Raw genomic sequence first — 14,541 nt, 5'->3', positions numbered from 1 at the left:
TTGCGTCATCTCCTTCGGAACACCTTTGCGAGCGGCCCGTCCACGCCTGCAGTGGGAATGCTTACGTGAGGTGGGTCCCCCGGGCTCGGCACGGGGACTATCCCAAGCCTATCCACGTCCCCGGGAATGGACTTAGTGAAACGCCGAGTCTGCACGTCGACGGACCACGGCGCCCCGTGGGTCCGGTGTGTCGCCTCCGCATCACGCTCGGCCTCAATGTAGAACCACGGAGGGGATCCGCTCATGGCGTCGAGAAGATCTGCGGCGTTCCTGACAGGCTGACCGTTCACGGCGATGAGCACGTCCCCGCTGCGCAGGCCCGCTCGCGCCGCGGGCGAGCGAGGCACTACGTCGAGGACTTTCAAGCCGCGCGGGTCGGGCACGTACGCAGCCCTCGACCTCGTCTCGGCCCGCCTCCCCGCCGCGATCACCATTTCATGTCCGAACGGTGAGAAGAGAGCGGCGAGCCAGCGCATCCAAGGCCAGATCGAGGCGCCGAGCGCCAGCGCCAACAGCACCACGCTGAACGCCATGAGGTTGCGCGCCGTTCGCGCGCTCCTTTCCTTGGGCGTCCTCGCTACGGCGAAGTCGCCGTACCCAAGCGCGGCGGGCAGGGCGAACATCGCGAAGAGCAGCTCGTGCCCCTCAGGCACCGCCATGTCCGGTTTGATGAGCGGCCACCAGTCGGGCATGCTTATCAAGCCTCGGGCCAGGCTCTCTATCTCGCTCAAACGCGGCGTAAGCAGCATCATTCCGACCAGCGGGATCGGCCAGAACTTCTGAAGAAGGAAACCTCCTACAACGTCGCCGTCGCGGGTTTTCATGTAGAGCGGAAGCGCTCCCTGAGACCCGGTCGTCCAGATGAGCGCGCTCTCTATGAGGTGAAGCACGGCCACGAGGATCATGAGCTCGGGTATTCCCACTTTGGGAACGCCGAAGGCAAGGCTGGAAAGCGCGAGCAGCCCCCCAGCATACGAGAAGCATAGAAACCTGGGATCGATGAGCATCAGCACAAGCGCAACGGGGAGTAAGAAGGCGACCCCTGCCCCTGTCACCGTGACGCCTACGAAAACGAAAATGAGGCTCGCGACGAAGCCCGCCGCCGCGCCCAACAGAAGAGAGGAGAGCACCAAGGACGCAGGGGACTCGATGGCCTGGCCAAATACGCGTTGCTCCACTCTGGCCATGCGTGCGTATTGCATCGCCACCAGGACGACTACCATCCAGAAAGTGGGATGCAAGAGCACCTGTGGAATGAGCATGAGAATCGTTGCGACGACCTTGCCGAAAGGAAACATCCAGGCCACTCCCTGCCGCCGGACGAATTGGACGCCTCAAGACTATTATACGCCGTCCTGCAAGTCCCGTTGCTCCCGTCGTCCCACGCCGGCCATCCTACGCTGCCTTGCGTTCCTCGATCTTCGCTTTGAGAGTCTCGATTGCCTTGTCAAGCTGCACATCGACCGGGGCCTCGCTCTCTGCTTCGTCCCGCGCATCACCGGCTGGCTTGGGCGGACTCACCTGTATGTCCGGCACTATGCCTCTCTTGTCGATGGAATGGCCGCCTGCCGTGAGGTACTTGGAGGTCGTAATGGAAACGGCAGATCCGTCAGAAAGCGGGTATATTGTCTGCACAAGCCCCTTCCCGAAAGTCGTCACGCCTATTACCGTGGCGACCTTCATGTCCTGCAGCGCGCCCGCTACGATCTCGGAGGCGCTCGCGCTCGCCTCGTTCACGAGCACGACCATGGGAACGGAGGTCTTAGGCCCGGGCCCCGCGTAGTAAGTCACCTTTTGACCGTCCCTTCCCACGACGTGCACCACTGGCGACCCGGCGGCCATGAACCTGCTCGCCACCTCGATCGCAAGGGGAAACGACCCGCCCGGGTTGTACCGAAGATCGAGGATGAGCCCTCGCATTCCCTTGCTGGCAAGCCCGCCCAACTCGCGATCGAGCGCCTCCGCGGTGTCGTCTCCTAGGAAAGATGAGATTTGCACGTAGCCGATGCCGTCCTGAAGCATCTCCGAGGCCACGTGGGGAACCCTTATGGTGTCCCTGATTATCCTCACCTCGAAGAACCGCGTCTTTCCATCCTCGTCGCGTTCCACCCCCAGCACTACCTCAGTGCCCTTCTTCCCTTTCATCAGGGAGACGGCGTAATCGAGAACCATGTCCTTCGTGGGCTTTCCATCGATGAACTTGATCCTGTCCATGGAACGGAGTCCCGCCCGGTCGCCAGGGGTGCCCTTGAGCGGCGCGACTATCGTGAGCTGTCCGTCGCGTATCCCCACCGTGATGCCTATTCCGTCGAAAGTGCCTCTTATATCCTCCTGCATAGTGCGGTACTGGGCAGCGTTCATGTACCGAGTGTAGGGATCGTTCAGAACGGCCAGCATGTCAGGTATGCTGCGCTTCTCATTGTATGCCCGCAGCAGGGCGCCCACGTCTACCTGGGAGACATACGTCTGCTTGAGGAGTTGCACTACTTCAAGGGCCACGAGAGCGCTGCCCTCACTCGATGATACACCGGAAGCATCTTTCTGTCCCGCAGGCTTCGTTTCGGTTTGGGCTTGTTGCTGAGCTTCCGTCCCCTTCTCAAACGAGAGGCCAGCTTCCGCTTGCGCTTGCGGCGGCGTTTGGACAGAAACCCCCGCTGAGGCGACTGAGGGAGGTCCGGTGCAGCCCGAAGGCGCACTGAGCCACCCGGCAAGACTCACCGCCGCGATGACCGTAAGCGTTGCCAGAAAGATTCCTGTTGCCCGAGCAAATCTGCTCATAATGTCCCACCAGTCTCCACGCGCTCCGGAATGGCCTCATCCTAGCCCGTGTACCGAGCTCCCCGGCCGTCATCCGACTACCCTGCGCAGCCGGCTCCTCGCTCCGCCTTCCGCCATCGGTCGTCCCACATCGGCCTGCCGCAAGCATGCACGCAAGTCCTCTTGGCCGTTCTCCTCGCGCCTTATTCGCGTCTCGTCCACGTCATTTCAACCACTGCCAGGGGTTCACCGGGGTGCCGTCATCCCTTACCTCGAAATGAACGTGCGGCCCCGTAGACAAGCCTGTGCTGCCCGACTTGGCTATCCTGTCTCCCTGGAGCACCGACTGGCCGCCCTTCACAAGCAGGGATGAATTGTGGCCGTAGAGAGTTGACAGCCCTCCACCGTGATCGATGATCACCGTGTATCCGTAACCACTGACCCATCCGCTGTATATCACCACGCCGTCGGCAGCCGCACGGACCGGTGTGCCGGTAGGCACGGCGATGTCTATGCCGGAGTGGAAGCGTGACTTCTTGAGTATGGGATGGAACCTCATTCCGAAATCAGAGGATATCCTGCCGCTCACGGGCATGACGAACTTCCCGGTCCATCTCGGCAAGGCCCTCCCGGCTTTCGCCTCACGCGCCTGCAAATCCCGAATGGCCTTCTCCAGCTCGCGGCTCATCTCTTCGAGCTCGTCGAGCGCCTGCTCGTACCGGGCACGCTCGCTCTGGATCCTGGAGAGAAGCGCCTCTCTCTCCCGCACCTTCGCCGCGAGCTTTGCCTCCTGGACCTTTACTTGCTCTTGCACGCGCGCTAAGTTGTCGCGTTCTTGCTGGAGCTTGGCTTTCTTGTTTGAGACCTCGGCCATCTTAGCCTCGATGACGGCCACCTCGGCCTTGGCCTCGTCCAAGCATTGGGCGTCGTATCTTGCAAGGATCTCTACGTACTCGAACCTGCTCACGAAGTCGGCGAAGTCGGTGGACAAGAACAGCACCTCGAGGTAGTCCGCGGGGCCTGAGATGTACATGGCTCTAAGCCTCGCCCGCAGCCGCGAGAGCGTCCGGTCAAGACGCTTTTGCGCCCCGGCGAGGTCGTCCTCGGCGGCGGCCAGCTCCCGCTCAGCCTGGGCAACGCCTTGCGTCAGTTGCTTCGCCCGGTTCGCGAGCGAGTTCAGGCGAGCCCTGGTTCTTTCCAGCTCCATCTCGGCCTTGTGGATCTCCGCGAGGACGCCCTTCTCCTTCTGCTGTACAGTTAGGAGCTGCTTCTTCGCCTCTTGCATCTGGTCGTTTATGTCACCGAGCTCGTCGCGCTTGCGCAGTAGCTCGGATGAGGACTGCCCAGATGCGAGGGAACACAGCGCCATGACGGTCGCGAGAAGCACAGCCATCATGAGAACGTGAGTGGACTTCATCCTGGTTTTCACCGCGGCACCCCCGACTATCAAGGCCTCGTCCTGGCGCCGGCGCCAGTCCCGTCGGAAGCTCTGCCTTTCCTGTTCCTGCGGATCCGTCAGACGCGTAAGTATCTCTTCACGAAGACGCCGCCGGCCACGGCCCCCATGAGCACGCCGGCAAAGAGCAACGCAACACACAATGCTGCCACCGGCTCGGAGGATGTGATGAGGGGAATGAAGGGTGCCAGCCCCGCCACATACCGTACTGCGAAGTTATAGCAAACAAACAGGAGCAGCCCCGACGTTGCGGCTCCCACAAGCCCCACTACCATGCCTTCGACCAGGAAAGGCCACCTTATGAACCAGTCCGTAGCGCCCACGAGTTTCATGACCTCTATCTCGCGAGCGCGTGAGATGACTGTGAGCCTGACGGTATTCCCGACGATGAACACCACGGCTGCCGCGAACAAGACGGCGACGCCCGCCCCTGCCACGCCGACCAGGCGCGTCGTGGCGAGGAGCTTCTCGGTGAACCCCTTGCCGTAGTTCACGCTGAGCACGCCCGGTATCCGCGCTATCCTCGCCGCCACTTCCGCGGTGTGCTGAGGATCGTCAACCCTCACGTCGAACGCGTCTGGAAGCGGGTTCTCACCGACGACCTCGAGGAGGTCTGCCCGCTCTCCGAGTTGGCTCCGAAGCCTTCGCAAGCCCTCCTCCTTGCTCACGAACGCCACGCGCGCCACGCCGTCCGTGGCCAGAATCTGTTCCTTCATGGCGGCAACACCTTCAGGTGAGAGGCCGTCCTCCAGGAACACCCTGACCTCTATCCTGGCCTGGAGCAGCTGGGACACATAGTTGAGGTTCATCAGAACGAGCCCTAGCACTCCCAGGACGAACAAAGACGCAGCGACCGTTCCCAAGGATATGAGGCTGACGTTGCGCCTGGCCGAGCGCCAGCCCTCAGCCAGGAAGTACCATGCCGTGGTCAGCCTCACGCCTGTACGCTCCCCTCTCGTCATCCCTGACGATCTTGCCGCCATCCAGTTCGATGACCCTGCGCATCATTCCATCCACGATCGATTCGTTGTGTGTTGCCATGATGACCGTGGTACCCCTCTTGTTGATCCTCAAGAGCACCTCCATGATTCCCCAAGACGTGTCGAGGTCTAGGTTGCCGGTGGGCTCATCGGCCAGTAGAACCGTCGGGTCACCCACAATGGCGCGGGCTATGGACACGCGCTGCTGTTCCCCGCCGGACAGCTCGTCTGGATATGCTCCGGCCTTGGACGCGATTCCCACAAGCTCCAAGGACTCCATCACCCGTGCGCGAACGTGCCGCGGGCTCGCCTCGGTCACGCGGAGCGCGAAGGCAACGTTCTCGTATGCCGTCTTGTTCGGAAGCAGCTTATAGTCCTGGAAGATCATCCTTACGGCACGGCGGAGGTAGGGGACCTCCGAGGGCCGCATGCGCACCACGTTCCTGCCATCCACGATGACCTGGCCTTGTGTGGGAAGCACCTGTCGGGTGAGGAGGCTCATGAAAGTTGTCTTCCCCGCACCACTCGGTCCAACGAGAAACACGAACTCGCCCTGCCTGATGAACGTGTCTGCGTTTAGGAGCCCCACTGCCCCGTTCGGGTACACCTTCGACACGTTGTAGAGGCGGATCAAGAGCATCACTTCCCGAAATCCCTAGAGGATCGAGCTTACCAGGCATACTTCGATATGCCTCGGGAAAAACCTCCTCACTCCCTCAAGAAGTATCTTCCATGCAAGGCCCAGGCACAGTCGCGACGCCATACTCGAGAGACCGGAAGGCGGCGCCAGCTACCGCCGGTCGGCTCCAGCGATGCTCAGAAGCAGCTCCCAAGCTGCTTCGGGGTGTCTTGTCTGGGCGCTGACTGCCAAGACCGTTCCCGAGTCTCTTGCCAGGCCGTATATCCCTCCGCCGACGCGCATCCCCTCAAGCGATCCGGGGGGAAGCCTCCTTGAGTCGTCGTTTCTCTCGATAAAGGGTTCGAGGTTCACGAGCGCGCCCTTTTCCGCGTAGAACTCGTATCTCTCCCTGGGCAGGTACATGACGTCGGGAGCGTTCCTGGCGGCGATGAGAACGATGAGCTTCTGCTCGTAGGCGGTAACCCCCCCGGCTATGTGCGTGCCAGGAGCGATCTCCAGTTGCACCCGCACGCCGGCATTCGCGGCCTCGAAGGCCCTTGACGCCTCCTCGACCCTACGCTGCTCCTCTGGCTCTCCCCACATCGCGACCCTTAGAGTCGTCCCGGCGCTCTTCGGTCTCCCACACCCACCGACAGAAAGCGCCAAGAGCACGCAGGCTGCCACGGTCACACAGACCCGCCCAGCCAGAGTCCCTGCCAACCGCGACACCCCGCTCACCGCCATCACCTCCTGAGGTCCGTCTCACGGCCCGTCCGGTGCTTTCTCTGGATAGCTCTCAAGGCCGCTTTGACAATGTCCTCGGCAAGGAGTCCGTAAGCCTCGAGAAGCTCCTCCGCCGTCCCTGACTGGCCAAACACATCGCGTATGCCGACCCTTTCCACAGGCACGGGGCATCCTTCCGCTGTGATCTCGCACACCGCGCTCCCGAGCCCCCCTATAACGCTATGCTCCTCGGCGGTCACGATGGCACCTGTGTCGCGGGCAGCGGCTATCACGGCGTCGCAATCGGCGGGCTTTATGGTGGCCATGTTCAGAACCCTCGCCGAGACGCCGCTTTCCGTGGCGAGGCGTGAGGCGGCCTCGAGACACGATGACACCAAGGCACCGCACGCTATGAACGTGACGTCGCCGCCTTCCCTCAGCACCGCCGCCCGTCCGATCTCGAACGAGTATCCTTCATCGAAGATGACCGGCACGCCGCTCCTCCCAAGCCTTATGTAAACCGGCCCCTTGTGGCGTGCCGCGGCGAACACCGCCTTTTCCGTCTCCACGGCGTCCGCGGGGACGATGACGGTCATTCCCGGGATCGCCCTCATTAGAGCGATATCTTCCACAGACTGGTGGGAGGCGCCGTCCTCGCCCACCGTTATCCCTCCGTGGGTAGCGCATATCTTGACGTTGAGCCCGGTATATCCTATGACCTGCCTCACCTGGTCGAAGGCGCGGCCCGCCGCGAACACCGCGAACGTGCTGGCAAAGGGGATCTTTCCCGCCGCAGCCAAGCCCGCAGCCGTCCCCATCATGTCTGCCTCGGCTATTCCCATGTCGAAGAACCTTCCAGGGAACCTCGCGGCAAACTCGTCGGTTTTCGTTGATTTCGCGAGGTCGGCATCGAGAACCACCACATCTGGGTTCACTTCCCCCAGCTTCACAAGGGCTTTGCCGTACGCCGCGCGCGTCGCCACCTTCTTCGGCATATCCGCCATGCCGTTCAGCCTCCATTTCCTCACGGGTCTGTTTCACGAAGTTCTGTGTTCGTTCAGTCCTGCTTTCCCCGCTCGATCCAGCGGATGGCCTCCTGCGCCTCCTCGCGAGAAGGGGCCTTCCCGTGCCAGTCCACTGCATTCTCCATGAACGGGACGCCCTTGCCCTTCACAGTCCGCGCCACCGCAACCGTGGGCCTGCCCTTCGTCGCTTTCGCCTCCTCGCACGCGCTGAAGACGGCACTCACATCGTGCCCGTCTATCTCCACCACGTGCCATCCGAAAGACCTCCATCTGGCGGCGACGTTCTCCATCGACTTGACGTCTGTCACGGGACCGTCTATCTGAAGGCCGTTACAGTCCACGAACGCCATGAGGTTGTCCAGCCTCCGGTGGACCGAGGTCATCGCTGCCTCCCAAACCTGACCCTCCTCAAGTTCGCCGTCGCCTAGCAGGACGTACACCCTCGTCGGACGTCCGTCGAGCCTGGCCGCCAAGGCCATCCCGTTCGCCGTTGAGAGACCCTGCCCGAGCGAGCCTGTGGACATATCCACGCCAGGCGTGTGCTTCATGCTCGGATGCCCCTGGAGCCTGCTGCCGAAGCGTCGCAGCGTGAGGAGCTCCTCAACGGGAAAGAAACCCGCCTCTGCCAGAACCGCATAGAGCGCAGGCGCTGCGTGTCCCTTGGACAGCACGAACCTGTCCCTGTCGGGCCAGCCGGGATCGTTGGGATCGATCCTCATGACTTTGAAGTAGAGCGTCGCTAGGATATCTGCGGACGACAGCGATCCGCCGGGATGGCCAGATCCCGCTTCAGCGGTCGCCCTCAACACATGAACCCTCACTCGCTTCGCCTTTTCCTGCAGCATTCGGACGTCGTCGTCCGTGAGAATGGACGACTGACAACGATGTAGGTCGTTACCGAGCACGTTCGTCACTCCTTATCTAGCCGTTTTAGAGGTTGCCCCGTGGGTCGCCACGCAGGAGTCTCTTCGCAAGTGCCATCGAGAGAACCTTGGCCATGAATCTCGGTAGAGCCAGCATCCTCGGAAACCTCTTGGGCTCGTGGGCCAGGCGATACAGCCACTCTAGACCCATTTCCCCGATCCACTTCGGCGCGCGCGAAGAGCGGCCTGCCAGGACATCGAAGCTTCCGCCGACCCCGATACACACCGACGGCGGCAGACGTTCCTTGTTACGGGCGATCCATCTGTCCTGGCGGGGCGCACCCATCGCAACGAAAACGAGCCTCGCGCCGCTCGCGGCTATCCCGTCCACTACGCTCCTCTCGTCTCGCTCTTCGAAGAAGCCGTGATGAGTCCCGACCACCCTCACCCCCGGCGCGCGTCCGGCCAGCACAGCTCGCGCGTCGTCCGCGACGCCGGGCGCTGCTCCGAGCAGAAACACCGGCCACCCCTCCGAGGCCGCGCATCTGATGAGTTCGAGCATGAGGTCGAACCCGGCCACCCGCTCGCGGAGAGGGGTGCCTAGCACCCGCGAGGCCCAGACTACGCCTGCCCCGTCGGGCACGACCAGGTCCGCGCCGTTGATTACTGAAGCAAGGTCCTCGTCCTTCTGGGCCATCATCGCCATCTCGGAGTTCAGCGTCACGACCTGGTACGCTCGGTCGTTCGCACCAAGCATCTGGCGCACCTTTCGGACCGCTCCCTCCATGTCGACCCTGTGCACGCGAAGGCCCAAGACCTCCACGAATCCCGTCTCGCTCACCCTATCACCCCTGCACTCCCTTGCCTGCCGGTGCGGGCGGTCTCGGCTGCAAGGAAAGCAGCTCTCTTCGCGGCCTCCGCTAGCGCGGGTCGTATCGCCTTGAGCGCCTCCCTGATGCTGTCGCGCCTCTCCCAGACGTCCGTCACCTTGCGGACAAGGGCTTCCTCATCCACTTCCTGCTCGCCCCGAGAGGCCGTCGTGATCCCCGGCTCCTCGCCCAACATTTCAAGCAAGCCATCGATCTTGGGGTCATACGACACGGCCACGAAGGGCTTGGCACGCGCCGCCGCGAACACCAGCGCATGATATCTCATGCCTATCACCAGGTCAGCGCGGTCGATCAGCGACATCATCTCTTGGGGAGAATAGTCTCCTTTCAAGACGTAGGACCTCCCGCGCATGAGTTCAGCCACCGCCCTGCTCGCGACCACGTCGCCGGGCTTGTGAAACGGCGTGAACACTACGGCCGCCCCAAGGGACCGTTCTGCTTCGTCCGCTGCTCGCGCGATGGCTTCGAGCCACCCAGTCCCGGCTTTCCAAGGTCTCACGGACACTACCACGAGAGGCGCGTTCGCGGACACCGGAACGCCCTCGGAAGCCAGCATATCCTCACCGCTGCGCACGGACGGCGAAAGCTCCATACCGAACACCGGGTCCGCGGTCACCTGGACGGGTGGGCGCCTTACTCCGATCGCTTCGAGGAGCCGGCGGGACGGCTCATCCCTCACCGTGATAGCAGTGGCCCCGTTCGCCACGAGCCTCACGAGCCATCGACTCCATGCGCGCCTCAGCGGCCCCACACCCTGGGAATAGAAGAACACTGGCGTCCCCATGAGTCTAGCCAGAGCGACAAGCCCTAGGTAATACGCGAGCGATCTGAAACTCGTGACGTCCTGCAGGAGGCTGCCGCTCCCACTGATGACAAGGTCGGCCGCAGCAACCTCGCGGATGATCTGACGCAGGGCTGTCCTGCCAATCGCGGGAATCCCGTGTGTCTGCATCGTCAATTCGGGGTGATTCGAAAGGGCGACTATGGCGGCGTCCGGGTCTACGTCCCTGAGGTGCTGGACCATTGCAGCCAACATGGCTTCGTCGCCCGTGTTCCCGAATCCGAAGTACCCCGAGACTACGAACCTCATCCTTCTAGTCTCTCCCCTCCTCCTACGTCAGTGTCTCGCCGGGACTCTCCAAACCCGACGCCCCCGCGTGCTGCAAGCCTCACGTAGGCGGAGTACAGACCGTAGCCGACCACACCGACGATCGCGCCCACAACGAGCCCATACACCGTTCTCAGGGCGGTCGCCAAGAGCGGAGTATGCAGGTGAGAGAACGTGTTCACCATGGAGATCTGACCTATACACCCGAGAAGGGCCAGCGGCAGCACTGACCGCCTGTCGCCTCGCACGAAAGCCAAAGCCGCCAGAATCATCGCGGGGTGACCGATGAGGAACTCTTTGGTCCTCGGGCGAAAGACTAGTGCTCTCTCGAGGAACACCCTCATCCCTTCGTCGAAGAACGGGACGGGCATCCCCAAGTAGACGTTTCCGGTCCGCATGATATACACGAGTCCCGCCATGCCGGTCGCGGCCAGCGCGACCACGTGCCAGACTCGGATGGGCTCCGATAGCAACTCGCCCGCCGCCGCCACAAGGCTTCTGCCTGCCCTGCTCTGCACAACGTGGTACATCCAATACAGAGATGCCACTACCATCAACGGAACGACGTGCGCGACCTTCACACCTGCGAATTGGTCGAGATGCAGCATGAAGCTCGTGCTGGACAGAGTGGCGGCGAGGAGCATGCCACCCAGCACTGATACTGCCGAAGCCTCGAGCCACAGCACGTAGGCGTCGCGTAGCCAGGCGCCTTCGCCCCAGCGGGCGCTTCGCGCACGGCGGGACCTCGTCAGGATGATGCCCACAGCCAGCGCAGGGAACACGATGGCAGCACCCAAAGCCGCAAGCTGGCGGAAGATGGTAGCGAATCGAGTGGCAACGAAGCCGCCATACGCGATGAGCCCGAGGACGAACAGTCCTAGCTCTACGACGGGAGGGACGTATGCGACCATGTCCAGGAGCATGAATCCTCCTGCTAGAATGCCTGCGGCCACCAGAACGAGCAGCACTCTGGCGGGACTGTACCATTCGAACGGGCTAGCTTCTCCGAGAGTGAAGCCGGAAGCTGAGATCCCGCGCGCTATCGCCTCGATGTATTCGAGGTTGTGGTTCACCGCCGCGAGCCCCTCCCCGGCCTTCGCGGGAAACGGACGGATGTACATGACTCTGATATTCCGCTCGCGAGCGGCGCGCACAAACCTATCCACCGCCGTCTGAACCTGAATCTTGTTCATCTCACGCTCAGTTATGCTGTGGACGCGCACGACCTCAGGCCCCATGAACTTGGCGAGGGCGGTGTCACCCTGTTGGGCCGCGAACTCCACGTGGCCGAACAGAAGCCCGTGAGAACCGAGAACGTTCGCCGCCTCACGGATGTGGTCCGGGTAACCGAGCACGTCTTGCCCTTCGAAGATAACCAGTCTGACCCCATCGATCTCCGCCAGCCTTCCCAAGAAGAACTCCATCTTCTCTGGGGTTACGGCCGTGTAGTTCCTAAACCTCGCCACGACGCGGAGATCGGCGGCCTTGGCTTCGCGGATCTCCTCAGGGTCAAGACCAAGGTTCACTTCCTCGACTTCCTTGAGCCCCTTTGCGGTCTCGATAAACCGCCCGAGTCGCGGAGAGTCGAACACTGACACCCGCTCGCCCGAGAGCCGCACGCTGATCAGCGGGGCGATCTCGCCATACGTTGATGCGTCGCGAGGGAGAAGGTACGTGTTGCCTCCGAACAAGCGTCCCTCGTCTATCATTCGTCTAAGTACCGGATCGGTCGTTGGGGCCAGCTTGTCGTAGTCCAGTATCTGCCTACCCGTGAAGCCCCGCACCTTGCCCGTTTCTATGAGATCGCCCACGGTGAGCTCATTCAGGGCCACTGACGTGAGCCCCGCCGTCCTCGCTCTCCTCAGGAAAGCGTCCAAGGGGTACCCGGCCATGCGGCAGAGCTCAATGGCAGCATCATAGTCCAACACCAAGTCCACCTGGCGGTTGGAGCGTTCCAGGGAAACCCGCCCGGCCGCGATGTACGCTGACGCCAGCGCAGCGGCTATCAGCGTCCACACCCAAAGCTTCCTCGCTCTCCATGATCCTGCCATCGAACCTCCACCCCACATTCCCGATCAACCGGCGGCCGCTCTCCCGAGCCCCACTCCGAAGCTCAGCCCCACCCGACCCAACCCAACCCTCTGTCCGGTGAAGTCCGGCATCCCCGACGGGTACCTCATCCCCTTCTCCGCGCGGCCGGACGTGCCAAAGGGGTCGGCTCTCGATCAGTGCGCCTTCCTGTCACTCGCCCGAACACGCGCTTCCGAAGATGTAGGCGACTCCATCTTGAACGTTCACGTCCTTCAGCGCAACGGGGACGGGCAGGCCGGACACGTCCACTGACAAGTCCACACTCCTCAATAACCCGTCCTTGATGACATCTGGAACCACCGTTCGTCCGACCGTGACGCGGTCGACGACGTACGCGAGGCGTGTGTCGCCGCTCACTACGAACCTACCCTCCAGCGCGAACTCCACCTTTGCACCTAAGACGCTTGCGCTGCCCGAGACTGTGGCGAAGTCCCGTCGGAGCCTCACCGTGAGGAATCTCAAGATCCCGTCGCGCGAGTGAAAGTACGAGTTGAGGTCGTCTTCAGCCAGCACGACCGTTACGTCACTACGGCCAACGCGTCGTACGACGAGCTTGCCACCACCTAGCACGGAGCTCACGTCTACCTCCGCATTGCGCGCGTCGATGAACAAGCGCCGCACCCGCAGCCCGTCCACGACCATGTTTCTCGCGTCAAGCCGGAGCGAGTGTATCTTACCGGCGGCGAGCGCAAGGGCGGGAAAGGTCCTCACGTGAACGTGGACGGACTCGATCCCGTCCACGCTCGCCGCTATCGCTCTCTCCAGCCTAGTGCTCACGACCCCTGGGATCGTCACCTCGCCGACCAGGAAAAGGCAGATTATCACAAGGCCAGCCAGCGCCGCAGCGTACTTCATGGCATCCCTCTATTCACCCTACGCGCATCACCCGACGCGCGCCCCACTCGGGTACGTAGGCAGGACTAGGCCGACGCTCTGGCGCTTGCCCTGAGGTAGGCCTCGATGAACTCGTCTATCTCGCCGTCCATCACCGCCTGGACGTTACCGGTCTCGAGGCCGGTCCGATGGTCCTTCACCATCGTGTAAGGTTGGAACACGTATGATCTGATCTGATTGCCCCAAGCTATTTCTTTCTGCTCACCACGGAGCTCGCCTATCTTCTTCTCCTGTTCCGCCTTGTAGTGCTCGAACAGACGAGCCTTCAGGATCCTCATGGCGACTTCCCGGTTCTGATACTGGGAACGTTCATTCTGACAGGCCACTATGATGCCGGTGGGGATGTGGGTTATCCTCACGGCGGACTCGGTCTTGTTGACATACTGGCCGCCGGCCCCTCCAGACCGGTACGTGTCGATCTTGAGATCCTCCGGCCTTATCTCAACGTCCACGTCCTCCGGTACTTCAGGGATCACATCAACCGACGCGAACGACGTGTGGCGCCTGGCGTTGGCGTCAAACGGCGATATCCTAACGAGGCGGTGGATTCCCTTTTCAGCCTTGAGGTATCCGTACGCGTGCTCGCCGCTCACGAGGACAGTGGCGCTCTTGAGGCCCGCTTCCTCGCCCGGCAGGACGTCGGTGATCTCTGCCTTGTATCCCCGCCGTTCCGCCCACCTCAGGTACATCCTTAGGAGCATCTCCGCCCAGTCCTGGGATTCCGTGCCTCCCGCTCCGGGATGAATGGACACGATGGCGTTGGCCCGGTCGTACTCCCCGCCGAGCAGATGCGAAAGCTCAAGGCCAGTCACAGCCTTCGCAAGAGCTTTCATACCCTGGCGAACCTCTTTCTCGACCGACTCATCGCCTTCCTCCAACCCCAGCTCAAGGAGGACCATGAGGTCCTCAGAGTCGGCGCGGGCCTTCTCCCAACGCTCGACGTCGCCCTTGATCTGGCTCACCTGTTGAAGGACTCTCTGCGCGGCCTCCCTGTCGTCCCAGAAGCCCGGGCTGCTCACTCGCTGTTCAAGCTCAGCGAGCTTGGCCTTCTTCGCTTCGACGTCAAAGATACACCCTCATCTCTTCGACCCTGGAAACGAGATCTTCCAGAGCGGGTTTCAACTCACTCAGCATG

The 14,541-nt window shown here is 62.2% G+C and carries 13 protein-coding genes; all 13 read right to left on the bottom strand.

The genetic code is table 11. The features are described 5' to 3' along the window. Window positions 1-5: 5 nt before the first annotated feature. The 13 genes from NUW12_04770 to prfB all read right to left on the bottom strand — a co-directional run bounded on the left by NUW12_04770 (window position 6) and on the right by prfB (window position 14,540). Window positions 6-1,298 (bottom strand): PDZ domain-containing protein, encoded by a 1,293-nt coding sequence (locus tag NUW12_04770; GenBank protein MCR4402085.1) that lies wholly within the window; start codon window positions 1,296-1,298, stop codon window positions 6-8. A 97-nt stretch (window positions 1,299-1,395) separates the two neighbouring features. Beyond that, entirely contained in the window at window positions 1,396-2,499 is a 1,104-nt protein-coding gene (locus tag NUW12_04765; GenBank protein MCR4402084.1) for a S41 family peptidase, read from the bottom strand. 481 nt (window positions 2,500-2,980) lie between these two features. Continuing rightward, window positions 2,981-4,186, bottom strand: a complete 1,206-nt coding sequence (locus tag NUW12_04760) for a peptidoglycan DD-metalloendopeptidase family protein (GenBank protein MCR4402083.1) — start codon at window positions 4,184-4,186, stop codon at window positions 2,981-2,983. A gap of 86 nt (window positions 4,187-4,272) precedes the next feature. Further along, the gene (gene ftsX, locus NUW12_04755) at window positions 4,273-5,151 is read right to left on the bottom strand and encodes a permease-like cell division protein FtsX (protein ID MCR4402082.1); all 879 of its coding nucleotides are present in this window, start codon (window positions 5,149-5,151) and stop codon (window positions 4,273-4,275) included. Next, window positions 5,117-5,827 carry a cell division ATP-binding protein FtsE gene (gene ftsE / locus NUW12_04750; protein ID MCR4402081.1) on the bottom strand — a complete coding sequence of 237 codons (711 nt, stop codon included), beginning with the start codon at window positions 5,825-5,827 and terminating at the stop codon, window positions 5,117-5,119. Before ftsE ends, ftsX begins: the two co-directional genes overlap by 35 nt. A gap of 156 nt (window positions 5,828-5,983) precedes the next feature. Then, entirely contained in the window at window positions 5,984-6,550 is a 567-nt protein-coding gene (locus NUW12_04745) for a hypothetical protein (protein MCR4402080.1), read from the bottom strand. A 5-nt stretch (window positions 6,551-6,555) separates the two neighbouring features. Further along, window positions 6,556-7,530 carry a transketolase family protein gene (locus NUW12_04740; protein ID MCR4402079.1) on the bottom strand — a complete coding sequence of 325 codons (975 nt, stop codon included), beginning with the start codon at window positions 7,528-7,530 and terminating at the stop codon, window positions 6,556-6,558. 62 nt (window positions 7,531-7,592) lie between these two features. Beyond that, window positions 7,593-8,405 carry a transketolase gene (locus NUW12_04735; protein MCR4402078.1) on the bottom strand — a complete coding sequence of 271 codons (813 nt, stop codon included), beginning with the start codon at window positions 8,403-8,405 and terminating at the stop codon, window positions 7,593-7,595. A gap of 85 nt (window positions 8,406-8,490) precedes the next feature. Further along, window positions 8,491-9,264 (bottom strand): WecB/TagA/CpsF family glycosyltransferase, encoded by a 774-nt coding sequence (locus NUW12_04730; GenBank protein ID MCR4402077.1) that lies wholly within the window; start codon window positions 9,262-9,264, stop codon window positions 8,491-8,493. Further along, entirely contained in the window at window positions 9,261-10,403 is a 1,143-nt protein-coding gene (csaB, locus tag NUW12_04725; protein ID MCR4402076.1) for a polysaccharide pyruvyl transferase CsaB, read from the bottom strand. Before csaB ends, NUW12_04730 begins: the two co-directional genes overlap by 4 nt. Continuing rightward, on the bottom strand, window positions 10,400-12,472 hold the full coding sequence (locus tag NUW12_04720) for a DUF5693 family protein (GenBank protein ID MCR4402075.1): 2,073 nt from the start codon (window positions 12,470-12,472) through the stop codon (window positions 10,400-10,402). Before NUW12_04720 ends, csaB begins: the two co-directional genes overlap by 4 nt. Window positions 12,473-12,662: 190 nt before the next feature. After that, window positions 12,663-13,367, bottom strand: coding sequence for a DUF2993 domain-containing protein (locus tag NUW12_04715; GenBank protein ID MCR4402074.1), 705 nt, complete (start codon window positions 13,365-13,367; stop codon window positions 12,663-12,665). A gap of 65 nt (window positions 13,368-13,432) precedes the next feature. Next, window positions 13,433-14,540, bottom strand: a protein-coding gene (gene prfB, locus NUW12_04710) for a peptide chain release factor 2 (protein MCR4402073.1) whose coding sequence is annotated in 2 segments (ribosomal slippage) — window positions 13,433-14,470 and window positions 14,472-14,540 — 1,107 coding nt in all. Because the reading frame shifts where the segments join, the coding sequence is not laid out codon by codon here. Window position 14,541 lies beyond the last annotated feature (1 nt).

Source organism: Bacillota bacterium (assembly GCA_024653485.1).
Taxonomy (GTDB): domain Bacteria; phylum Bacillota; class SHA-98; order UBA4971; family UBA4971; genus UBA6256.
This window is presented reverse-complemented; position numbering and strand designations above follow the sequence as displayed.

What these genes read in the sequence shown, in the direction of transcription:
- NUW12_04770 (MCR4402085.1), bottom strand. Translation starts at nt 1,298, where the DNA reads ATGTTTCCTTTCGGCAAGGTCGTCGCAACGATTCTCATGCTCATTCCA.
- NUW12_04740 (MCR4402079.1), bottom strand. Translation starts at nt 7,530, where the DNA reads ATGCCGAAGAAGGTGGCGACGCGCGCGGCGTACGGCAAAGCCCTTGTG.
- NUW12_04735 (MCR4402078.1), bottom strand. Translation starts at nt 8,405, where the DNA reads ATGCTGCAGGAAAAGGCGAAGCGAGTGAGGGTTCATGTGTTGAGGGCG.
- csaB (MCR4402076.1), bottom strand. Translation starts at nt 10,403, where the DNA reads ATGAGGTTCGTAGTCTCGGGGTACTTCGGATTCGGGAACACGGGCGAC.
- NUW12_04720 (MCR4402075.1), bottom strand. Translation starts at nt 12,472, where the DNA reads ATGGCAGGATCATGGAGAGCGAGGAAGCTTTGGGTGTGGACGCTGATA.
- NUW12_04715 (MCR4402074.1), bottom strand. Translation starts at nt 13,367, where the DNA reads ATGAAGTACGCTGCGGCGCTGGCTGGCCTTGTGATAATCTGCCTTTTC.